Source organism: Arsenicibacter sp. R0_47, assembly GCF_057652235.1.
This window is the reverse complement of sequence record NZ_JBYFCJ010000001.1, coordinates 202,383-224,398: the sequence shown is the minus strand read 5'-3', so window position 1 is coordinate 224,398 and position 22,016 is coordinate 202,383. Positions and strand designations below refer to the sequence as shown.

Below are 22,016 nucleotides of genomic sequence, written 5' to 3'. Positions count from 1 at the left end.
GCCATCAATTAACTCTTTCCACTTTTTAGTATCTTTCGTAGCTGAATGGTTCACCAGCAACCGGTTAACCGTCCAATCATCAATCAAACCTATTCGCTATGCGATCATTTTACCTCCTCCTGCTGCTGATTTCGTCAGTGGCAATGGCTCAGCCCAAACCCAAACCTGCGTTATCCTGGAAAGAAGTCGCCGCCTGGAAGGCCATCGGCTCCTTCGGCAGCACCCAGCTATCGCCTGACGGACAGTGGTTTGCCTACGTACTGGCCCCCAACGAAGGCGACGCCGATCTGGTCATCCAGAAAACCGCCGATACCACGCGGTACTCCTACCCGATTGGCTCGGTAACGATGCCGCAAATCACTTTTTCGGACGACAGTAAGTGGATTGCGTTCAAGGTTTTTGCGAAAGACAAGGACAAAAAAGCGGCGGCCAAACCCGGCAGCAAACCGGTACCCGACAAGCTCTTTCTTGTAGACCTGAGCGGTAATAAAAAAACGGAATTTGACCGCGTGAAAAGCTTTGCCTTTAACGGCGAAAAAGCCTCGCACCTGGCCATTCTGCTGACCGGCACACCGGCCATGGGCGGTGCACCGGCAGGCCCTGGTGGTGCCTCAGCGGATGCTGCCAAAGGAAGCGACCTGCTGCTGTATGACCTCAGCACGGCCAAAACCCAGAATATCGGCAACATCGCCGAAATGTCGTTTTCGAAGAAAGGCGACTGGCTGGCCCTCGCTGTTGATGCCGGCGAGCGGGCAGGCAACGGCCTGCAGCTGCGCAACATGCAGTCGGGTGTGGTGCTGACCATGGACAGTGATAAGGCCCGTTACCAGTCTCTGAACTGGACCGACAAAGGCGACGCCCTGGCGCTGCTCAAAAGCGTAAAAGACGAGAAGTTCAAGGCAGAGCTTACGAGCGTACTGGGGGTAAAGAACCTGACCGGCCTGCCTGAACTGGTGGTTTATAATCCTAAGACAGATAGCCTGGCATTCCCCAAAGGCATGACCATCAGCCCGAACCGTACACCTTATTGGTCGGAAGACCTGAGCCGTGTGTTCTTCGGCATTCATAAGCTGGAACCGGCTAGAAAAGACGATAAGAAACCGGTTGCAACCGCAAAGAAGGATACTACTAAAGCCGCGAAGCCGAATCCAACCGAGCCCTGGGCGAAAATCAAGGCGGACACAACCATCAAGTCACTCGAAGACCTACAGAAAGCGCTTGCCCGGCTAAAACCGGCCGACTCGACCAAAACGGCTCCGGTCGCGATAGCCGACAAAAAAGACGATGCCGACAAACCGGAGGTAACGATCTGGCACTGGCAGGACAAGCGCCTGCAATCACGGCAGCAGGTGCAGGAAGCGCAGGATAAAAACTACAGCTACCTGGCCATGTACAACGCCGCCACGAAAACCTTTACGCGTCTGGCCGACAGCAGCCTCCGCACCGTAAGCGTTGCACCGAAAGAGCTATACGCCCTTGGCAGCGACAACAGCAACTACGAACTTGACGCCAATCTCGACGGCCATAACTACGCCGACTATTACCTGATTGACCTGAAAACCGGCAAACGCGAGAAAATCCGCGAAAAGCACTACCTGCCTGGCTTTGCGGCAAGTCCGCAGCCCTCACCGGATGGCACAAAGTTTCTGTACTGGGAAGGCATTCACTTCTTTGTGTATGACATGGCAACCCGCACCAGCCGGAATATTACCAAAGGCCTGCCAACATCATTTGTCGATACCGACGACGATCACAACCAGACAACCCCGCCTCAGTCGCCCATCGGCTGGTCGAGCGACAGCAAATACGTGCTGCTGAGCGACGGCTGGGATATCTGGCAGGTACCGGCTATGGACGGCAAGGATGCCAAAGGCAAACCACTGACCGCCCTGAACCTGACCCAAACCGGCAAACGCGAGAAAATCCGGTTCCAGAATCGCTTCTCGCTTGACCCGGACGAAAAAGGCATCGATCTGAAGCAGCCTGTCTACGTCCGGACCTACGGTGAATGGACCAAGAAAAGCGGTATCAGCCGCATCGAAAACGGTAAGGTAACGCGCTTGTTGTGGGAAGATGCCTCTATCGGCAGCCTGAACAAAGCCAAGAAAGCCGGTGTGTATGTATTCGGCCGGGAGAGCTTTACCCAGCCCCGTCAGTATTTCGTATCGTCCAGTGCTGACCTGGCAGCCGGCAAACAAGTCTCAAAAAATGCACCGGCCTTCGATAAGTATGCCTGGTCACCAGGCGTGCAGCTGGTTAACTACGTGAGCGACAAAGGCGATTCATTGCAGGGAGCTTTATTCCTGCCGGCGGGCTACGAAACAGGCAAAAAATACCCGACTGTGGTATATTACTACGAAAAACTGTCGCAGACACTGCACAGCTTTGCGAACCCTGCTTATTCAGGAACGGGCTGGAACCCAAGCCTGTATACCTCAAACGGCTACGCGGTGTTTATTCCGGATATCGTCTACAAAATGAACGACCCGGGCATGTCGGCAGTCTGGTGCGTATTGCCGGGGGTGAAGGCGGCACTGAAAACCGGCGTTATCGACGAGACCAAAATTGGTGTTCACGGTCACTCGTGGGGCGGTTATCAGACGAGCTTCCTGATTACCCAGACCAACATGTTCAAGGCTGCCGCGGCCGGTGCGCCGCTGACCGACATGATTTCGATGTACAACCTGATCTACTGGAACTCCGGTGGCGGTAACGGGGCCATTTTCGAGGGTTCACAGGGTCGTTTGGTGGCTCCGTGGGAAAACTGGGAAGCCTACCACCGTAACTCGCCGATGTACCATGTCAAAAATGTACAGACGCCGTTGCTGATGCTGCACAATGACAAGGACGGTGCTGTTGACTTTACCCAGGGCATTGAATTCTATAACGCCCTGCGCCGTCAGAAAAAGCCCGTCGTGATGGTCCAGTACAAAGGCGAAAACCACGGTCTGGCCAAACTGCCGAACCGTAAGGATTACGCACTGCGGATGATGGAGTTTTTTGACTACCACCTGAAAGGCAAACCAGCGCCTGAATGGTGGCTGAAAGGGGTTCAGAAGCTCGACCTCGATGAGCACATCGAAAAGCGGATTGCCACGCTTTCGGACAGCGAAACGAATTAAAGAAAAAGCCCTTCTGATCATCAGGAGGGCTTTTTCATGACAGCTCTGTAGCCGGTCCCGAAAACGTTTTTCGTTTTCAGGCGGTTATACTATAAACAACAATGCTATGGCAACATCCATCGCGCAGATTGCGCAGACCCATACGCTCAGCGAAGAAGTGGTAACACATTTGTTTAACCAGCTCTCGCTGGGGCACGGTAAACAGGCCCAGTTTAATCACCCCGCGCTGGGTGGTATGGGCCAGTGGCAGAACGGAATGCTGATGATTTCCGACTTTTCGAATCATGCCCTGAAAGCAAAACTGACCGGTGTTTTTGCTGACCTTGTTCAGCTATACACACAGCAAGGGGCACCGGAGACCATTGACGCAAAATCGGAAACAGACGGACTGGGTAAACCAAGTATCGTTTCCACCCAGAATCACCTGACGGTCAACTACTATCGGGAAAAGTCGTTGCTGGTCATTACTGACAATCAGCGCGGTACGGTCACTACCTATTCGGTTGCTCCGCATCGCCTGACGGGTGTATCCCAGCAGAATCAAAATAACAGCCTTTATTCACTGTCGTTTACCAGTGATAAGGGACAACACCTTACCGTGGAGGACTTTAAACAGGTTTCATAAGCCTGATACTGTTTTTTGTAAAAAACGCCGGTATGCTTTGTGCATTTACCGGCGTTTTTGTATCTATTCCATACAAGCCGGTAAGCTATAGCTGACATATCCACACTTTTTCTTGCATATATAATTTAACTATATATATTTGTACCAAACTAGACAATGCCATATGGAATCTTCGACCAGTGAATTTTTACGCGGGGTACTCAAGACCATCGTCTTGAAGCTTCTGGCCGAGCGGGGTACAATGTATGGTTATGAAATCACGCAAGCGGTTAAAGAACGTACCAAGGGGCAGATTACGCTCACATTCGGCGCGCTTTATCCGGTGCTCCACAAACTGGAACAGGACGGTCTGCTGGTTACCAAATCCGTAGAAGTCGATGGCCGTTTGCGGAAGTACTATTCGCTTACCCCGCGTGGCACTGAAACTGCCATTCAAAAAGTTTCTGATTTTGAACGTTTTATGGACGCCATGCGTGCGCTCCTCTTTCCGCCCTCATCCTTATCGCTGGGGCATTCCTGATTCCAAACGACCTTTTCATACGCACACAAAAATGAAGTAGCCTTATGGAAAAGCTTTCTTCCCAACAAATCACCCGGTTACGCCATCACCTCATCCAGAATGGTTCTGATGAATCGCTGCTCAGCGAACTAGTGGACCATATGGCCTGTGAGGTCGAATACTATATGTGGATTGGCCTGCCGTTCGAAACCGCTATCGACAAGGCCATGCTGGAAGCCAGCTCTGATGCCGTCGGTACTTTGCAGGAGACCTACCGCGATGCCCTGACCCTTAAGCAGGAGAATATGGCCCAGGCGAGTCTGGATGATATTGTGTTCGAAACGCGTAACAAGGCGTACGGGGCGTATTACCTCCGCCAGAACTACGGCAACAGCCTGCGTGATGCGCTGCTGGGCGGTGCTGGTTTTTTCCTGATGCTGATCGGTTTGATTTCCGGCCTGAATCAGGGGAAATGGTCGTATATGACTCTGAGCGGAGCTATGTGGCTGGTGGGCATTTCGTGTGTCGCCTTCAGCGGCTTCTCCTGGTTTATCCAGAACATGAAGCAGAAATATATGGTCGTTAACGACTGAACCAATACAAAAGCACTAACAGCCCAATTCATTCTGCCGGTTACTGGTTTTTTTTTGGTTACTGATAGTTTTTTTGTTGCTGGTGGTTCTGGTGGTTACTGGTAGTTTTTTGGTTGCTGGTGGTTACTGGTTGTTGTTAGTTACCAGCAGAACCATTAGAACCAACAGTAACTCAGAACACAGCAACAACCAGTAAATCAGAACATAACAACCACCAGAACCCAAGAATCACCCTTCCATCAACCCGGCAACAAGCTGAATTTTGCCGTAATCATAGCGGCCGTTCAGGTAGTCGTATACCGGCTTCAGCCGCCCCTCGGCAAGCCCGACCTCGTTAATGGCCGCTTCGATTTCGAGCGCATCCTGCTGGCTGATGAGCGCTTCAATATCAATGCTATACCCTGCCTTGAAGAGGTGAACAAGGTGGTTGGCAATCGAGCCGGTTGTCAGCTTTCGTTCGGCAGCAATCTCTTCCATACTCATTCCCTGGTTATAGAGTTCCAGCGTCAGCAGCTGCGTGGAACCACGGAGGGTGTTGCCGTCTTTGGCCTTGCCGGTTACGTAGCCGACGATTTCCTTCAGGAAGCGAGGGCCAAATAACTGGAGCTTCCGCTCACCCACCCCGCTGACATTGCGCAGGCCATCGGGCGTAGTCGGCCGCAGCCGGGCCATGTCTTCGAGGGTCGTATCGGTAAAGACCACATACGGCGGCACATTCTGCTCGTCGGCAATTTGTTTCCGGAGCGCTTTGAGGCGGTCGAGCAGTTCGTCTTTGGCCTGCTCGGTTTTGGTTTTCGGCTTCTCAACCACCACCTTCGGCGCATCGTCGGGCCGGACAAGGTCTACCTTTTTCCCCTGAAACAGCACCCCGTCGCCCAGAATGCCTTTTTTCAGGGCATAATGCTGGTCATAGGCAATTTCAATAACCCCGACATTGATCAGTTGCTGAAGATAATTCCGCCACTCGTCGAATTTGAGATCCGCACCGGCCCCGTAGGTTTTAATTTTATCGTAGCCGTTCATGAGCACCTGCTGGCTGCGGGAACCCCGCAAGACATCAATCAGCAGGTTCATCGGTACCCGTTCCTTCAGCCGCAGAATGGCCGAAAGCGCCTTTTGGGCAATGATGGTGCCATCGAAGGTAACCCGCGGATTCCGGCAGACATCACAGTTGCCGCACGGCTCGGTCAGTTCTTCCGAAAAGTAACTCAGCAGAATCTGCCGGCGACAGGTATGCGCATCGGCATATTGCTGCATCCGTTCGAGCTTGGCGAGCTGTAGCCCGAGGTTCGCCGGATTGTTTTCGGTCAGCATCTCCTTGTACGTCGCCACATCGGCAAAGCTGTAAAACAGGACCGTATCCGAGTTAAGCCCATCGCGGCCGGCCCGTCCGATTTCCTGATAAAAGCTTTCGATGTTTTTGGGCATGTTATAGTGGATTACCCACCGCACATTCGACTTATCAATCCCCATCCCGAAGGCAATGGTCGCGCACATGATCCGGATATCGTCTTTCAGGAACATCTCCTGCACCATCGACCGCTCCTGTGCACTCATACCGGCATGGTAGAACCCCGCCATAAACCCTTTTTCCTGCAGCTTCGCCGCCAGTGACTCCGTTGATTTCCGGCTCAGGCAGTAGATCACCCCCGACGTATCAGGTTTCATATTCAGCAGCCGCACAATCTGCTGGAAGCGGTTGGTCCCCGGCAATACCTGCAGGCTCAGGTTCGGGCGGTTGAACGAAGCAATAAATACGGCCGGATCGTTCATGTTGAGGCGCTGGGCAATGTCCTGCCGCGTCAGTTTATCGGCCGTGGCCGTCAGCGCCACTGTTGTTACATGTGGAAAATGTTTTTTCAGCACATTCAGCTGTGTGTATTCCGGCCGGAAATCATGCCCCCAGGACGAAATACAATGGGCTTCGTCGATTGCGAACAGGGACAGCTGTAATTGCTGGAGAAAGATAAACATGCTTTCACTCAGCAGTTTCTCGGGAGAGACATATAACAGCTTGATCTTACCCGCCAGCGCATCGGTTTCAATCTGCCGCTGCTCTTTGGACGATTGCGTACTGTTGAGGTATGCGGCAGAAATACCATTCAGATGCAGCGCCTCGACCTGATCTTTCATCAGGGCAATCAGCGGTGAAACCACCACGCATACCCCCGGCTTCATGACGGCCGGAATCTGAAAACAAACCGATTTACCGCCCCCCGTCGGCATTAACACCACCGTATCCCGTCCCGACAGAACCGAGCGGATAATGTCTTCCTGCATCGGGCGGAAGCGGTCGTAACCGTAGTAGCGTTTGAGATAGTCGGTAGGATTATCAGACGTAAGCGGTGCACTGGCAATCATGCTGAAAAGAGTAAAAAGTGTATGCAGTTTATTAGACGAATGGTCTGTTCAGAAGTTTCGTTACTGCATATCGGCTAGTCAAATTTACAAAATTTTGCGCGGAACGCTGTACCCCTGCGTTATTTTCTGAACCTCCCTCCGTCACAAGAATAAATCCAGTAAAGCGACTCACACAAACACTGATCATGAATAAACGTATCACATTAATTGCGCTGATTGTTAGTCTTTTAATGGCCTATAAAGGATATGGTTCCACAACTATACCACCAGCAGTATCAGTAAACATCAAATCTCCGTCGATCACATTGTCACTTACTATCAGGTAGTTAACAGTAAACAACGCATTAACGGAAAGCGTACCGGTGCACAGGATGCCGGTACGCTTTCTTTTTTTAACTTAGCCGCACAATGGCTATGAACTTACGTATTAACGGCCGCATCTGGCTCGAAGCCGACGACCGCTTTTTTGGTGTCGGCCGCATGGAACTGCTGGAACATATCCAGCAGACAGGCTCCATTAATCAGGCCGCTAAAGCCATGAAGATGTCATATAAACGGGCCTGGGACCTTGTTCAGTCCATGAACACCCAGGCAGCAACCCCGCTGGTGTCGACCCAGACCGGCGGCGAGAAAGGCGGCGGTGCCATCGTAACGGAGGAAGGGCTTAAATACCTTGATCATTTCCGGGGCCTGCAAGAGCGTTTCCGGGCCTTTCTGGAGCAGGAAACCCGGCAGTTGCCCGACTAACGTAGTCTTCGGCGGAGCATCCTGCACCGGCAGAAGTTGTACCTTTGCCCCATGCGTTATTTCATTGAGCTTTCCTATCAGGGCACAAACTACAGCGGCTGGCAAACCCAGTCGAACGGCACCAGTATTCAGACCACGCTCAGTGATGTTTTGTCGAAACGGCTGGGCAGGCAGGTATATGTCGTTGCCAGCGGACGCACCGACGCGGGCGTACATGCCCGGCAGCAGTTTGTGCATCTTGACACGGAGAGCCCGCTGCCGTTGAGTGATGATTTTCTGTATTCGCTGAACTGCATGTTACCGCCTGACATTGCCATCCACGCAATTTTTCCGGTCCGGGATACGGATCACGCCCGTTTTTCGGCCCGATCCCGCTATTACCAATACCACATCACGCGGCGGAAAGACGCTTTCCTTCAGCAGCAGACCCTCCATTTCCGGCCGGAAGTAAACGTTGAGCTAATGAATGAGGCCTGCGCCGTATTGCTGCGACACCGTAATTTCCGGTCGTTCAGCAAGTTCCGGCCCGATGTGATGCATTACGAATGCGACCTGGCCTTTGCGTACTGGCAGTATACCACGCCCGGCTGTCTGACATTTCACATCAAAGCCAACCGGTTTCTGTGGGGTATGGTGCGGACCATCGTTGGAACGATGCTGGAAATCGGGCAAGGGCGCCTGTCGCTCGACCGGTTTGACGAGCTGATTCTTGCCAGAGACCGCAGCCAGCTGGGTGCGCCGGCCCCCGCCAACGGGCTGTATCTGGTCGAAGTAAGTTATCCCGACGGCGTATTAACCAACCGCCCGGCACGGGAAGATATGGGTCAGAGCCCTTTTCTGATTAGTGCCTGAATATCGTGTTCGGTCATTCCGGTGAGTTTGGCCAGTACATCTACTGCCAAACCCGCTGCCAATCCATTACGGATTACGTCCAGCTTAGCTTCTGTTTCACCTTCTATGCGCCCCTCCAAACGTGCAGTGTCGAGTGAATTTTTTAGGTCCCGATAATATTTCAGGCTATCCTCATAGGACATTAGCTCGCGGTGGCTCAGTTTGGCAATCTCCGCCACTTCAAAAAGTCGCTCAAAGATTTTTTCCCGCAGTGCATCAGGTATCCGCTCAAGCCGGTTCAGGTTTTTGATTACGTAAAGCCACTTCTCAAAGCGCGTTGTCAGTTCATGAATCTGCTTCCGGAACTTAGGCATTTCCAGATAGATAAACGTTAGTTTATCATAGAAAACCTTACAGGTCTCAACATCAGTCAGCTTGACATCGTAGCGATATTTAGCCATGTCTGTTTTGTCATCATCAAAAACAAAGTCAAGAATAGCAATGGTGTATACCGCCTTTAATTCATAATTCCAGTCAGCTCGTTTGGCTTGCTCACGAATCGGAAATGTAGCATAATAAAGCGTCCTGTCTTTGAAGAAGTTTTGCTTTGACTTCTGTAGCTCTACAATAAACTTCTCTCCCCGCTCATTTTCGCAGTAAAGGTCAAAAATAGCCTTGCGGTCGAGCGCATCGGCCCCAAGATGCTCGGATTTGAGGTAAGTCAGTGAGGTAATAGTACCCTCCTGCTCCCGCAGAAGTTCGTTCAGAAAATCCAGCAGCAAGTCCTTATTAGGTTCTTCGCCGAACAGTTTCTTGAAGCCAAAATCAGTAAATGGATTGACGTATTTCTCGCTGAATTCAGTCATGATTCAATAACGGTTTGGAGGAAAACAACTGTCAGAGCCCGTCAATTCCCAGAAACCTGTTCGGGTCGGGGCATATGGCGAGGTAGCGGTCACGGTCGCGCAGGCTGCACACGCCGGGGAAATCACCTTTCAGGCCAAGCATATCGGTCATGAGCTGGAAATGGAGGTGCGGCGGCCAGTTGCCGTTCTCCGGATACGGCCCGATCGCCGCAATCGTCTCCCCTGCCTGCACCGGCTTACCTTCATACAGCCCTTCGAGCGACGTGCGGCTCAGGTGTCCATAGAGGCTATACAGCGGCTTGCCTTCATACTGATGCGCCAGAATAATCGTCGGGCCATAGTCGCCGAAGTTGTTGTTGTCCTGAAAACTGTGCACAACGCCATCCAACGGCGCATACACCGGCGTACCGGCTTCGGCCCACAAATCAATACCCAGATGAATTTCACGGGGGTCGGCAGTTCGCTGGAAATGCGCACTCCGCCGGTAAATTACCCGATGCTCATTATACCCACCCACGCCGACGGCTGCCCCCGACTTCCGGAGCTTGTCGAACACATAGTCCGAAAACACGGCGGTATCGGTCAGCTCAAGCGTAGCCAGGTCCGGATTGGTGGCCGAAAAGTCGAGAATGAGGTACGAGGGGATCGAAATAACCACAGGATGATGCATCAAAAAACGCGGATTGTTTAGCCAGCCAAAGTTGCCAAACAATCCGCGTTTTCACAACGATTACCGCCACCGGTTATGCCTGCGGACGCACAGGCCCACCCGCCCGGATTTCGTCATTGGCAAATTCTTCGTACTTGCCGAAGTTATCGCGGAACAAGCCGGCCAGTTTCTGCGCCGTCGCATCGTACTGATCTTTGTCCTGCCACGTATCCCGTGGATTCAGGATCTCAGCCGGGACGTTCGGGCAGCTTTGGGGAATCGCCACGCCGAATACCGGATGATGGGTATAGGCGACATCGGCCAGCTCACCGTTCAGGGCGGCGGTAATCATGGCGCGGGTGTATCGGAGCTTCATGCGTTCGCCCGTACCATACGCCCCGCCGGTCCAGCCCGTGTTGATGAGCCAGACATTGGTCTCGTGTTCGTTCATTTTCTCACCCAGCATTTCGGCGTATCGGGTCGGATGGAGCGGCATAAAGGCTGCGCCAAAGCAGGCCGAAAATGTAGCTTTAGGCTCTGTAACACCCACTTCGGTACCCGCCACTTTCGCCGTATAACCCGAAATAAAATGGTACATCGCCTGTCCGGTCGTCAGTTTAGCAATGGGCGGCAGCACGCCAAATGCATCGGCCGTCAGGAAAAAGATGTTTTTCGGTACCCCGCCGGCCGACGGCGCTTTGGCATTGTTGATGAAGTGAATCGGGTACGAAACCCTTGTATTTTCCGTAACTGACCGGTCGGTGTAATCTACTTTGCGGGTATTTTCGTTGTATCGCGTGTTTTCCAGAATGGCTCCGAACTGGATTGCCCCGTAAATTTCCGGTTCTTTTTCGGCCGACAGGTCAATGACTTTGGCATAACAGCCGCCTTCGAAATTGAAGACGCCTTCGGGTGCCCAGCCGTGCTCATCGTCACCGATCAGCGAGCGGTGCGGGTCAGCCGACAGCGTGGTTTTACCCGTCCCCGATAAGCCGAAGAATACCGCCACATCACCGGCCTCGCCTTCGTTGGCCGAGCTGTGCATCGACAGCGTATGCCGCTCAACGGGCAGTTTAAAATTCAGCACCGAGAAAATGCCTTTTTTCATTTCGCCGGTATACCCCGTTCCGCCAATCAGAATCATGTGACGGGTAAGGTTCAGGATGGCAAAGTTGGCGCTTTTTGTCCCGTCAACCGCCGGGTCAGCCAGAAAGTCGGGATCGCAGATGATGGTAAAATCAGGGGTAAAGTCTTTCAGCTCCTCCGCCGTTGGCCGCAGGAACATGTTATAGCAAAACAGGTTATGATACGCCTTTGTGTTGATCACCTCCACATTGAGCCGGTATTCGGGCAGGGCGCAGACGTATGCCGACCGGGTGTATACCGTCTTATCGGCCAGATTGGCCAGCATTTTCTGATAGAGTCCTTCAAATTTATCCGCCTTAAACGGAATGTTCACCTCGCCCCACCACACCTCATCGGCCGTTGTCTCATCGTTCACAATATACCGGTCCTTCGGCGACCGTCCGGTAAACTCACCGGTATCGCAGGCCAGCGCACCGGTAGCCGTCAGCGTGCCTTCGCCATTGCGGATGGCCTGTTCAACCAGTTCGGCTGCGCTCAGATTATCAAACCGCTGTTTGCACGAAAATGAAACAGCATCGGGTTGGGGAGTGCCGGTGCGTGTATCGGTCACGTCGGCAGCATAGGCGATTGTCATAGTCGGAGTCGTTTGTTAAGGGCGAAATAAGTATAACCTCTTTCGGCACCCTATGCCGACAATCACCCCGAAAACTGATCTAAATTTTAAAGAGCGAAAGAGCGACCCGCATAGCGTTGATCTGGCTAATGCGTACCAATCATCCGTTCTTTATCCATTGCCACGGGCTAATTCTTTACCTGCCGGCTATCACCATTTTTCGCTCTTTCACTCTTTCACCCTTTCACTCTTTACTCCAGTTCCACTTCCCGGGTAGGGTCAATGATCAGCCAGAGCAGGCTGCTGCACAAGAGCAGAAAAGCAATGAGGTAGAGCGGGTAGTTGTAGTCACCGGTAGCGTCCACGATTTTGCCGAACAGAATGCCCAGGAAAAACGCCCCCAGCTGCCCGGCCATATTCATCGCACCGGACACCGTACCGGATTTGCTCCGGCCGACATCCACACAAACTGCAAACGAAACCGGCAGGGTCAGGTCTTTGAACGCCATACCCAGCGCCAGCAACAGGGCCGCCGTCTGGTTACTGGTGGCCATTGCTGCCGACAGCATCACCATACTCGACGCAAACATGCCCACGAGCCCGACCACCCGCCGGCCGAAGCGCAGGCCATAGCGTTTGGACAGCCAGTCGCTGGCGTAGCCGCCGGTAAAACACCCCAGTGCGCCCAGCAGAAACGGCAGGGTGGCAAACAGTGTCATGTCCTTCTCCGAAAACTGACGACCTTCCTGCAAATAGGTTGGCAGCCAACCGGTAAAGAAATACGCCCCGTACATGTAAAAGTGAAACATCAGCATGATGGCCCACATATTCCGGTTGCGGAAAATAGCCCCCCACGGAATGCGGTGGCTGCGGGCGGCCCCATGTACCTGATAGCTGCGGGTAGCTTCAATTTCGGTTAGTTCCTCCGGCGAGAGGTCAGGTTTTTCGTGCGGGAAATCGCGGAACCAGATATACCAGGCCAGCGCCCAGACCAGACCGATTCCGCCCATGACCCAGAACGAAGCCCGCCAGCCAAACGCCGCTGCCACCGGTACGACGATCAGCGGAGACAACGCACCGCCGATCCGGCCTGCGCCCCAGATGAACGACTGGGCCCGCCCCGTTTCGGTTTTGGGGAACCAGCGCGCAATGACGATGGAGCTGTTGGGATAGGCACCGGCCTCGCCCATACCAAACAAAAACCGGATCACCACTAGATAAGCAAGATTGAAAGCCGTACCGGTCAGCATCGTAAAGGCCGACCACCAGCTCACGACCCGTGCCAGCACCCGGCGCGGACCAATCCGGTCGCCGAGTGTACCGGTCGGCACTTCGAAAAGGGCATACGCCAGCGCAAACGCACTGAGCACATAGCCAAACTGCTCATTGGTGAGGTCCAGCTCTTTTTTCATCCGCGGCCCTACCACCGAGATGCAGACACGGTCGAGATAGGTAATGATCGACAGCAGAAAAAGAAAGCCGAGAACACGGTACCGGTATTTCATAGCAAGGTCGGGTTTTGGCAGATTTAGGGCCGAACTGTATCTTTAGGGATTATATCGTCGTTAATTACCAAACTTTATCGTTTACAACACGACTAAAACCCAATTTTTTTTGATGGAATCAACTCTCAATGCACCTGCCCGTAAACAGGGTCACCCACCGGGGCTTTACGTGCTGTTTTTCACCGAGATGTGGGAACGTTTCAGCTACTATGGCATGCGTGCCATTCTGCTGCTTTTCCTGCTCGACAAAATCAGCGGTGGCATGGGCCTCAACGAATCAGAAGGTGCAGCCATCTATGGCTTATACACGGCATCCGTTTACCTGCTGTCGCTGCCAGGCGGCTGGATCGCCGATAACATTCTGGGTCAGCGCAAATCCATCTGGTACGGTGGCCTGATCATTATGCTGGGCCACATCATTCTGGCCTTTCCGGCCGGAACGGCTATCTTCTACCTTGGCCTCTGTGTGGTAGCCCTCGGTACCGGACTGCTCAAACCAAACATCAGTTCGATTGTCGGCGAATTGTACCCTGAAGGCGGCGCGCGGCGCGATGCGGCCTTCTCGATCTTCTACATGGGCATCAACCTGGGTTCGTTCCTCGGCATTACCATTGTCGGGTATCTGGGCCAGAAAGTAGGCTGGCATTATGGATTTGGTGCAGCGGCTGTAGGCATGGGACTCGGTATGATCACCTTCCGTACGCTGGGCCAGAAATACCTCGGCCAGTACGGTAACGAACCGAAAAAGACCGGCAGCAGCGACGAAGCCGCCGCAAGCGGCGGTAACAAATCACTGATTGGATTTCTGGTTGGTCTGGCCGGCATTCTGGTGATTCTACAGTTTTCAGGTGTAATCGACATGTCGACTGCGCAGGGGCTGGCCAAAGCCATGGGCACCATTATTTCGCTGGTGGCCGTCAGCTACTTTATTTACATCCTGGCCGCCGGTGGTCTGACCCCGGTAGAGAAAAAACGGGTGGCCGTGCTGTTTACGTTCTTCCTGGCCGCTGCCCTGTTCTGGGCCGGTTTTGAGCAGCAGGGGTCTTCGCTTCAGATTTTTGCCGACCGGCATACGGACCTGAACCTGTTTGGCTGGCAAATGCCGTCGAGCTGGTTTCAGAACTTTAACCCTGCGTTTATCCTGACCTTTTCGCCAGTAATGGCCGGCCTCTGGATTTTCCTGGCCAACCGCAACATCAGCTTCCCGGCACCGGCCAAGCTGGCAACCGGTCTGCTCCTGTTAGGACTTGGCTACCTGATCATGGTGGTAGCATCTAAAATTGCGGTGACCGGTCAGCTGACCTCGCCGGTATTCCTGACGTTTACGTACCTGTTCCATACCCTCGGCGAGCTGTGTCTGAGTCCGGTAGGGCTGAGTGCATTTACCAAACTTTCGCCAAAACGGTATGTCAGCCAGCTGATGGGTATCTGGTTTGTAGGCGCGTCGCTGGGTAACCTGATTGCCGGTCTGTTTGCGGGCGGTTTCGACGAAGAAAATGTACAGCAAATGCCGGCTATGTTCCAGAATGTAGCTTATTTCAGTCTCGCATTCGGCATCCTGATGCTGCTTTTTGCCAAACCACTGAAGAAGTGGATGGGCGGCATTCAGTAAACTATTCATACATAAATATACAGCCCCGGCGATCCTGATCGACCGGGGCTTTTTTATGACTATTCAGCCATACAATTGATTCCGGACTTACCACGGTTTACCTACCCACTTTTCCGGTTCACTGCCTTTACGATTGATAACCGCCGGATGGGGCATTTATTTTGAATTGACCATAAAAAAACGGAGGTAAAACCAAGCTATTAATCAGTAAATCAGTCCATTTTACTACTTGTCACTGAAACACTATTTAATTCAATAAATACCTCCTTTTGTAACCTCAATAAGTACTCAGAACATGAAAAAAATTATCCGCTATGCCGGTATTGGCCTGGGCGTTTTGCTCGTTGGTGTCGCCGGGGTGCTGACGTTTGTCAAGGTAGGACTGCCGGGTGCCTCGGTTGGTGCGGCCGAAGACGTAAAAATCCAGGCTACTGCTGCTAAAATTGAACGCGGGAAATACCTGGCCAACCACGTCAGTGTTTGTATGGACTGCCACAGTACCCGCGACTGGTCCTTGTATTCCGCGCCGTTGATACCGGGTAGCCTGGGCAAAGGCGGTGAGCGGTTCGGCCCCGAAGCCGGCGTTCCCGGCGAAGTGTACTCCCGCAACATTACGCCAGCCGGTTTAACAAACTGGACTGACGGCGAAATTCTGCGGGCCGTAACGTCAGGTGTCAACAAAGACGGCCGCGCCCTGTTCCCGATCATGCCGCACCCGCGCTATGGCCACATGGACCGCAACGATGTGGAATCGATTGTGGCGTACGTGCGTAGCCTGCAACCGATCCAGAACCCCGTTCCGGATTCGCACCTTGACTTCCCGCTGAATTTTATCGTGAACACCATTCCGCAGAAACCAGCGTTTGAAGCCATGCCAGATACTACCGACGAGGTGGCGCTGGGCCGTTACCTGACCAATGCAGCAGCCTGCGGCGATTGTCATACGAAAGCCGAGCAAGGGAAACCGGTACCGGGGATGGATTTTGCCGGCGGCAATCCGATGGCGAGCCCGATGGGACCGCTGCAAACGGCCAACATCACGCCGGATCCGGAAACCGGTATCGGCCGCTGGACCAAAGAAGCGTTTATTGCCCGCTTCAAGTCATACGACCTGTCGAAGGGCTACCAGCCGCACAAAGTTAATAAGGGCGAAATGCAGACGATTATGCCCTGGACGATGTATGCCGGCATGAGCGAGCGCGATCTGGGTGCGATTTATGCCTACCTCAGAACCGTAAAGCCGATCAAAAACAAAGTAGTTGTGTTTAACGGAGCGGCGCCGGCTGTAGCGGCGAACTAATAATGTCAACCTTCCAGGAAGTTTTGAACTTCCTGGAAGGTTAATGTGCTAACGCCGCATTTCCTTTTTAAACTGCAGCGGATTCTGGCCCGTTACCCGCCGGAAAACGCGGTTGAAATACGACAGACTCTCGAAACCGCTCTCAAAACAAGCTTCCGTTACCGACTGCCCCTGTAGCAGCCCTTTCTTAGCCTGTGCCACCCGGTACTGATTGACATACTCCGTAAAGGTCATCCGCGTCATTTGCCGGAAATAACGACAAAAGGCGGCCGGCGTCAGGTTGGTCAGATCGGCGGCTTCGCTTACCTCCATCCGGCGCTGATAATGCTGGTCAATAAACTGATAAATCTGCTGAATTCGGTCTTGTTGCCGCTGGTTGTAAGCCTGTTCAACCGGCCGGCTGTGGAGCAGCTCTGTCTCTGCCGACGTGGCCAGCAACTGAAAAATAGCCAGCAGCTCCATCAACTGCCGGAAATGGCTGAGCGTATGCAACGCCAGCAGCCTTTCACCGGCTTCCTGCTTTGTTTTGCCGGCAAAGGCAATGCCTTGCCGGGCCAGCTGAAGCAGCCGGGCAATGTCCGAAAGCTCAGGTGTCTGGCCAAAGGCCATGCCCATAAAGTCAGGCAGCATCTGTACGACCACTTTCCGGTACGCCGTCCGCACGCCGTAATCAAAATTCAGGTGCGGGATGTAGGGTCCGATCAGGACCAGATCACTGCCGCTGTAGCGCGATAGATGATCCCCCACATGCCGCGGTCCGTCAGCTCCCTCAATGTAAACCAGCTCATATTCCGGATGGAAATGCCAATAGTAAAAATCGTTCAGTCTGGGTGTAAAGAGCTTGAACGAACTGTTCAGATCGGGCTGGACATCTTCACGGATTAGCTTCATTTTTGTCCGTACTTGCTTTTATATACGCTGATTTTTCGTCAAAATTATCAATATTGTTCAAATACCAGCCATTACCGGTGTAGTAATCCGTTAGTAGTCCGCCTACTTTTGTCTTATCCAATAATGATAAATTACTATTCCGATGCAAACAATGACCCCGACAATGGCACCGACGATGAGCCCTAATCAGGCTCATAAGGATATTCCAGGCAATCCCTCGACTGCAACCAGCAGCCGCCAGCAATTAAATGACCGGTCAAACGGCGTACCGTTGCGGGTATTGTCGGAAGAAGACTGGCAGTTCTGGATTGATAATGGTTATATTGTTATTAAACAGGCGGTTCCGAAAGAACAGGCCGAACGTCTGGCCCGGTTTATCTGGGACTTTGAAGAAAAAAATCCGAATGACCCGGAGACATGGTATGCGCCGCCACGGGCCGATATGCAGATGAAAGAGCTGATCGGCAGCGGCATGGTCGAACTCTATAACCATCAGTATCTGTGGGATAACCGCCAGACGCAACGGGTCTACGATGCTTTTGTGGACATCTGGGGTACCGAAAAACTCTGGGTAACCATCGACCGCTGCAACCTCAATATGCCATTGCGGCCCCAGGATACATTCAAAGGATTTATTCACTGGGATTATGATCCGGAAACCCGCCCGCAGAATGTGCAGGGCGTGCTGGCCCTTGCCGACCAGACCGACGAAAACATGGGCGGTTTTCAGTGCATTCCGGAGTTGTTCCGTACTTATGATACCTGGAAACTCACCCAGCCCGAAGACCGCAACCGTTTCCGGCCCGACACAACCGGTTTTGAGGATAAGATCGTGAAAGTAAAACTGGAAGCCGGTGACCTGCTGATTTTCAACAGCACCCAGCCCCACGGTATCCGTCCCAACCATTCGGGCAATAAGGTGCGGATTGCGCAGTACATTTCGATGATGCCAGCCGAAGAAGACAACGAAGCACTCCGGCAATGGCGCATCCGGTCATGGAAAGACCGCATTGCTCCGGACGGTTACGCTTTTCCGGGCGACCCGCGTAACTGGGAGAAAACCCGTCAAGAAACGGCATCATTATCGCCGCTGGGCGAAAAACTGCTGGGCAGTACTCCGTGGTGATCCTCACACATGCGTAAACGGCGGGCCACATGTGGCCCGCCGTTTACGCATGTTAACACCTATTCGCTTACCATCCCCCATTCTTCAAGCACTACCCTGCCTGGTAATCTGTTGAATCTGAGCCAGTATTGGCATAGCCACTTAATCGTTTCCACAAACGATGTATTCGACTCAGGAACCGATACGACCGAGTTGGCATAGCGTACATAATGCTGATAAACCGTTTCTTTTTCTTCTTCGCGCACCAGAACCACAATCGGCAGGTATGACGTGTGTTTATTGTTTTTTAGCTGCCGCAGCACATTAAGCGGCTCCTGAAACGATTGACGCGCATCTACGATCATCAGCACCGGAAGGTCGGCGGGAGGCAGTTCCCGAAGCAAGCCGCAAACCAGGCTGGCATGGGGCATGATATGGACACGGTACGGACTGTACGTGCTTTCGATTACCTGCTGCAGCAACAGCCCTTTGTGCCGGTCGGCGGAAACAAACAAAATCACGGGATCATCGTCCGGGTTCTGCATGTGCCCGGTATCGGACGTAATGGTCTCAGCGATTTCTTTCCAGCGGCGACGGCTAATGGGCAGCCTCGTACCGTCCTCCAGTTCTACTTCTCCGCTTTTTTTCAGCGTTGGCGGTGGTATAACCTGTTTAATGCACCGGGGATTGGCCAGCACTACTTTATGAAGCCTGACAAAATCAGGAAACCGCTCTTCGAAATAGCGTAACGGCTTGCTGATTAACAGTTTCGACGCCGCTCTGAAATGAACCCAGGTATAGTTGTTTGCTCCGGATAAATGACTGATTAGTACAGGATGCCGAATAACGTCATTAATAAAGCTCATACCGTTTATCACTTGCCATGTTGTTACTAATTACAATTATTCATTAACAACAAAGGTACATCTTTAGATTAGCGGATTCCGGAATAAACTGATTTGTCTATCCTGTGGGCACAAAAAAACCCGGCCTTGACAGGCTGGGGTTTGGGATATAAACATGATACTCTGTTAACTTCCGCACATTTCGCAGCCTTCCGGATCGTCGAGCGAACAGGCGATGGCGGCATATTGCTGCTCCAGATCCGTAACGACAGGCGCGGCTACTGCCTGAGCCGCGTGCTCCTGCGCATACTGCTGGTAGTTCAGCGGCTGCTCGTGAACAGCAACAACCGCCGGATTAATCTGCGCTTCGGCTTGCTTCTCAACGGTGAACTTAACGGCATCCGCAGCAGCCTTCGTACGCAGGTAGTACATACCTGTTTTCAGGCCACGCTTCCAGGCGTAGAAGTGCATCGACGTCAGCTTACCGAAGTTCGGATCCTGAATGTGAATGTTCAGCGACTGTGACTGGCAGATGTATGCCCCGCGGTCAGCAGCCATATCGATGATATGTTTCTGCTTGATCTCCCAAACGGTTTTGTACAGGTCCTTGATGTGCTGCGGAATCGTCGGGATCGCCTGTACCGAACCGTTGGCTGCGATCAGCATGTTCTTCATGCTATCGTTCCATAAGCCCAGTTTCACCAGATCGCGCAGCAGGTGTTTGTTCACCACCACGAATTCCCCTGACAATACCCGGCGGGTATAAATGTTGCTGGTATACGGCTCGAAGCACTCGTTGTTGCCCAGAATCTGGCTGGTTGATGCCGTTGGCATCGGTGCCAGCAGCAGGGAGTTCCGGACACCGTGTTCCACAACGTCCTTACGCAGCTCTTCCCAGTCCCAGCGGTTCGATTGCGGCGTTACCCCCCACATATCGAACTGGAAAATACCCTGCGAAATAGGTGAGCCCTTCCAGGTTTCGTACGCACCGTCGACTTTCGCCAGTTCCATCGACGCCGTCATGGCACCGAAGTAGATTGTCTCGAAAATCTCTTCGTTCAGGCGGCGGGCTTCATCCGATTCAAACGGCATACGGAGCAGAATGAAGGCATCAGCCAGCCCCTGCACGCCCAAACCGATCGGCCGGTGGCGCATATTTGAGCGACGGGCTTCTTCGACAGGATAGTAGTTCAGGTCGATAATTTTGTTCAGGTTGCGCGTAGCCACTTTCGTGATTTCGTACAATTTCTGATGATCGAACCGAAGCACGCCGTCAGGGCCGGCAACGACAAATTTAGGCAGCGCGATTGAGGCCAGGTTACAAACCGCCACCTCATCCGGTGATGTATATTCGATGATCTCAGTACACAGGTTCGACGACTTGATGGTACCGAGATTTTTCTGGTTCGATTTCTGGTTTGCTGCATCTTTGTACAGCATGTATGGTGTGCCGGTTTCGGTCTGTGATTCCAGAATTTCGAACCACAGGTCCTGCGCCTTCACTACTTTCCGGGCTTTGCCTTCGCGCTCGTAACGCGTATACAATGCCTCAAATTCGTCGCCGTATGTATCGGCCAGACCAGGGCATTCGTGCGGACAGAACAGCGACCAGGTGTCGTTGTCTTCTACGCGCTTCATGAACAGATCAGGTACCCAAAGGGCAAAGAATAAATCGCGGGCACGGAGTTCTTCCTTACCGTGATTCTTCTTCAAATCCAAAAAGTCGAAGATATCGGCATGCCATGGCTCAAGGTAAATAGCGAATGAACCTTTCCGTTTTCCGCCGCCCTGGTCAACGTACCGCGCCGTGTCGTTGAAGACACGCAGCATCGGCACAATTCCGTTCGACGTACCGTTGGTGCCTTTAATGTAGGTTCCGGTGGCCCGCACATTATGGATGCTCAACCCGATACCACCGGCCGACTGCGAAATCTTGGCCGTTTGCTTCAGCGTGTCGTAAATTCCTTCGATGCTGTCGTCTTTCATCGTCAGCAGGAAGCAGCTTGACATCTGCGGTTTCGGCGTACCGGCATTGAAAAGAGTTGGCGTAGCATGCGTAAACCATCTCTCACTCAGTAGGTTATACGTCTCAATGGCCGCATCAATATCATCCTGGTGAATGCCGACAGCCACCCGCATCAGCATGTGCTGCGGACGCTCGGCAATCTTACCTTCCATTTTCAGCAGGTATGATTTTTCCAGCGTTTTGTAGCCGAAATAATCATAGCCATAGTCGCGGTCATAGATGATCGACGAATCAAGCAGGGAAGCATTTTTCCGGATTACGTCATACACCTCTTTTGAAATGAGGGCTGCGCTTTCGCCGGTTTTCGGGTCCACGTAGTTGTAGAGCCGCTTAATCGTTCCGGAGAACGACTTCTGGGTTTCCTTGTGGAGGTTTGAGATGGCCAGCCGTGCCGCCAGGATGGCATAATCCGGGTGTTTGGTGGTCATCGAGGCCGCTGTCTCAGCGGCCAGGTTGTCTAATTCGGTTGTTTTAACCCCGTCATACAAGCCATTAACAACCTTCATGGCTACCTCAATGGGCTGCACATGAACCGGGTCGAGCCCGTAGCAGAGTCGCTCAATCCGAGCCGTAATTTTGTCAAATTTTACCGATTCGCGCCGGCCATCCCGTTTAATAACGTACATGGTGATTGTTATTTATCGTAAGTGATCTGTTTATCGCAAAGTGGCTCCCCGCCAAAATGGAAAATTCATTAAAGGTACTATTCCGATAGACGCAAAAGCAAACGAAAAGGTGTC

17 protein-coding genes are annotated in these 22,016 nt (G+C 52.7%); 9 read left to right on the top strand and 8 right to left on the bottom strand.

The features are described 5' to 3' along the window. The first annotated feature begins 98 nt into the window (after positions 1-98). The 4 genes from AC23NW_RS00915 (at position 99) to AC23NW_RS00900 (ending at position 4,839) form a co-directional block, all read left to right on the top strand. Positions 99-3,122: a S9 family peptidase gene (locus AC23NW_RS00915; protein WP_487447091.1), complete on the top strand. Its 3,024-nt coding sequence runs from the start codon at positions 99-101 to the stop codon at positions 3,120-3,122. Between the two features lie 106 nt (positions 3,123-3,228). Further along, positions 3,229-3,747, top strand: coding sequence for a hypothetical protein (locus AC23NW_RS00910; RefSeq protein WP_487447090.1), 519 nt, complete (start codon positions 3,229-3,231; stop codon positions 3,745-3,747). A gap of 163 nt (positions 3,748-3,910) precedes the next feature. After that, positions 3,911-4,267 (top strand): PadR family transcriptional regulator, encoded by a 357-nt coding sequence (locus AC23NW_RS00905; protein ID WP_293834578.1) that lies wholly within the window; start codon positions 3,911-3,913, stop codon positions 4,265-4,267. Between the two features lie 44 nt (positions 4,268-4,311). After that, a complete protein-coding gene (locus AC23NW_RS00900; RefSeq protein ID WP_293834576.1) occupies positions 4,312-4,839 on the top strand; it encodes a hypothetical protein in 528 nt (175 codons plus the stop codon). Between the two features lie 228 nt (positions 4,840-5,067). Here the strand turns inward: AC23NW_RS00900 and recQ are convergent, their stop codons facing one another. After that, positions 5,068-7,200 (bottom strand): DNA helicase RecQ, encoded by a 2,133-nt coding sequence (gene recQ / locus AC23NW_RS00895; protein WP_487447088.1) that lies wholly within the window; start codon positions 7,198-7,200, stop codon positions 5,068-5,070. Positions 7,201-7,614: 414 nt separating this feature from the next. Between recQ and AC23NW_RS00890 the strand changes: the two genes are divergently transcribed. Further along, positions 7,615-7,947 carry a winged helix-turn-helix domain-containing protein gene (locus AC23NW_RS00890; RefSeq protein ID WP_487447087.1) on the top strand — a complete coding sequence of 111 codons (333 nt, stop codon included), beginning with the start codon at positions 7,615-7,617 and terminating at the stop codon, positions 7,945-7,947. Positions 7,948-7,998: 51 nt separating this feature from the next. Next, positions 7,999-8,799: a tRNA pseudouridine(38-40) synthase TruA gene (gene truA, locus AC23NW_RS00885; protein ID WP_487447086.1), complete on the top strand. Its 801-nt coding sequence runs from the start codon at positions 7,999-8,001 to the stop codon at positions 8,797-8,799. Here the strand turns inward: truA and AC23NW_RS00880 are convergent. The 4 genes from AC23NW_RS00880 to AC23NW_RS00865 all read right to left on the bottom strand — a co-directional run bounded on the left by AC23NW_RS00880 (position 8,772) and on the right by AC23NW_RS00865 (position 13,497). Next, positions 8,772-9,644, bottom strand: coding sequence for an Rpn family recombination-promoting nuclease/putative transposase (locus AC23NW_RS00880; protein ID WP_487447085.1), 873 nt, complete (start codon positions 9,642-9,644; stop codon positions 8,772-8,774). The two genes, truA and AC23NW_RS00880, sit on opposite strands and share 28 nt — an antisense overlap. A gap of 31 nt (positions 9,645-9,675) precedes the next feature. Next, a complete protein-coding gene (locus AC23NW_RS00875) occupies positions 9,676-10,314 on the bottom strand; it encodes a peptidoglycan DD-metalloendopeptidase family protein (protein WP_487447721.1) in 639 nt (212 codons plus the stop codon). Between the two features lie 73 nt (positions 10,315-10,387). Then, a complete protein-coding gene (pckA, locus tag AC23NW_RS00870) occupies positions 10,388-12,013 on the bottom strand; it encodes a phosphoenolpyruvate carboxykinase (ATP) (RefSeq protein WP_487447083.1) in 1,626 nt (541 codons plus the stop codon). Between the two features lie 230 nt (positions 12,014-12,243). Next, entirely contained in the window at positions 12,244-13,497 is a 1,254-nt protein-coding gene (locus AC23NW_RS00865) for an MFS transporter (RefSeq protein WP_487447081.1), read from the bottom strand. A gap of 112 nt (positions 13,498-13,609) precedes the next feature. Between AC23NW_RS00865 and AC23NW_RS00860 the strand changes: the two genes are divergently transcribed. Continuing rightward, positions 13,610-15,109, top strand: coding sequence for a peptide MFS transporter (locus AC23NW_RS00860; RefSeq protein ID WP_293834565.1), 1,500 nt, complete (start codon positions 13,610-13,612; stop codon positions 15,107-15,109). A gap of 295 nt (positions 15,110-15,404) precedes the next feature. After that, positions 15,405-16,409 carry a c-type cytochrome gene (locus AC23NW_RS00855; protein ID WP_487447079.1) on the top strand — a complete coding sequence of 335 codons (1,005 nt, stop codon included), beginning with the start codon at positions 15,405-15,407 and terminating at the stop codon, positions 16,407-16,409. 48 nt (positions 16,410-16,457) lie between these two features. Here the strand turns inward: AC23NW_RS00855 and AC23NW_RS00850 are convergent, their stop codons facing one another. Continuing rightward, entirely contained in the window at positions 16,458-17,300 is an 843-nt protein-coding gene (locus tag AC23NW_RS00850; protein ID WP_293834561.1) for an AraC family transcriptional regulator, read from the bottom strand. Between the two features lie 142 nt (positions 17,301-17,442). Here AC23NW_RS00850 and AC23NW_RS00845 point away from each other — a divergent pair, with 142 nt between their 5' ends. Further along, complete coding sequence (locus tag AC23NW_RS00845; RefSeq protein WP_487447077.1) at positions 17,443-18,426, top strand: phytanoyl-CoA dioxygenase family protein; 984 nt, start codon at positions 17,443-17,445, stop codon at positions 18,424-18,426. Between the two features lie 59 nt (positions 18,427-18,485). On the opposite strand, the gene AC23NW_RS00840 is transcribed toward AC23NW_RS00845, so the two are convergent. Together AC23NW_RS00840 and AC23NW_RS00835 are read right to left on the bottom strand one after the other, a co-directional pair. Further along, positions 18,486-19,271 (bottom strand): LytTR family transcriptional regulator DNA-binding domain-containing protein, encoded by a 786-nt coding sequence (locus tag AC23NW_RS00840; protein ID WP_487447076.1) that lies wholly within the window; start codon positions 19,269-19,271, stop codon positions 18,486-18,488. Between the two features lie 165 nt (positions 19,272-19,436). Next, entirely contained in the window at positions 19,437-21,902 is a 2,466-nt protein-coding gene (locus AC23NW_RS00835) for a ribonucleoside-diphosphate reductase subunit alpha (protein WP_487447074.1), read from the bottom strand. Positions 21,903-22,016: the final 114 nt, after the last annotated feature.

Bases quoted from the DNA above. Each gene is read 5' to 3' on its own strand.
- AC23NW_RS00915 (WP_487447091.1), top strand. From the start codon at position 99: ATGCGATCATTTTACCTCCTCCTGCTGCTGATTTCGTCAGTGGCAATG.
- AC23NW_RS00910 (WP_487447090.1), top strand. From the start codon at position 3,229: ATGGCAACATCCATCGCGCAGATTGCGCAGACCCATACGCTCAGCGAA.
- AC23NW_RS00905 (WP_293834578.1), top strand. From the start codon at position 3,911: ATGGAATCTTCGACCAGTGAATTTTTACGCGGGGTACTCAAGACCATC.
- AC23NW_RS00900 (WP_293834576.1), top strand. From the start codon at position 4,312: ATGGAAAAGCTTTCTTCCCAACAAATCACCCGGTTACGCCATCACCTC.
- recQ (WP_487447088.1), bottom strand. From the start codon at position 7,200: ATGATTGCCAGTGCACCGCTTACGTCTGATAATCCTACCGACTATCTC.
- AC23NW_RS00890 (WP_487447087.1), top strand. From the start codon at position 7,615: ATGAACTTACGTATTAACGGCCGCATCTGGCTCGAAGCCGACGACCGC.
- truA (WP_487447086.1), top strand. From the start codon at position 7,999: ATGCGTTATTTCATTGAGCTTTCCTATCAGGGCACAAACTACAGCGGC.
- AC23NW_RS00880 (WP_487447085.1), bottom strand. From the start codon at position 9,644: ATGACTGAATTCAGCGAGAAATACGTCAATCCATTTACTGATTTTGGC.
- AC23NW_RS00875 (WP_487447721.1), bottom strand. From the start codon at position 10,314: ATGCATCATCCTGTGGTTATTTCGATCCCCTCGTACCTCATTCTCGAC.
- pckA (WP_487447083.1), bottom strand. From the start codon at position 12,013: ATGACAATCGCCTATGCTGCCGACGTGACCGATACACGCACCGGCACT.
- AC23NW_RS00865 (WP_487447081.1), bottom strand. From the start codon at position 13,497: ATGAAATACCGGTACCGTGTTCTCGGCTTTCTTTTTCTGCTGTCGATC.
- AC23NW_RS00860 (WP_293834565.1), top strand. From the start codon at position 13,610: ATGGAATCAACTCTCAATGCACCTGCCCGTAAACAGGGTCACCCACCG.
- AC23NW_RS00855 (WP_487447079.1), top strand. From the start codon at position 15,405: ATGAAAAAAATTATCCGCTATGCCGGTATTGGCCTGGGCGTTTTGCTC.
- AC23NW_RS00850 (WP_293834561.1), bottom strand. From the start codon at position 17,300: ATGAAGCTAATCCGTGAAGATGTCCAGCCCGATCTGAACAGTTCGTTC.
- AC23NW_RS00845 (WP_487447077.1), top strand. From the start codon at position 17,443: ATGCAAACAATGACCCCGACAATGGCACCGACGATGAGCCCTAATCAG.
- AC23NW_RS00840 (WP_487447076.1), bottom strand. From the start codon at position 19,271: ATGAGCTTTATTAATGACGTTATTCGGCATCCTGTACTAATCAGTCAT.
- AC23NW_RS00835 (WP_487447074.1), bottom strand. From the start codon at position 21,902: ATGTACGTTATTAAACGGGATGGCCGGCGCGAATCGGTAAAATTTGAC.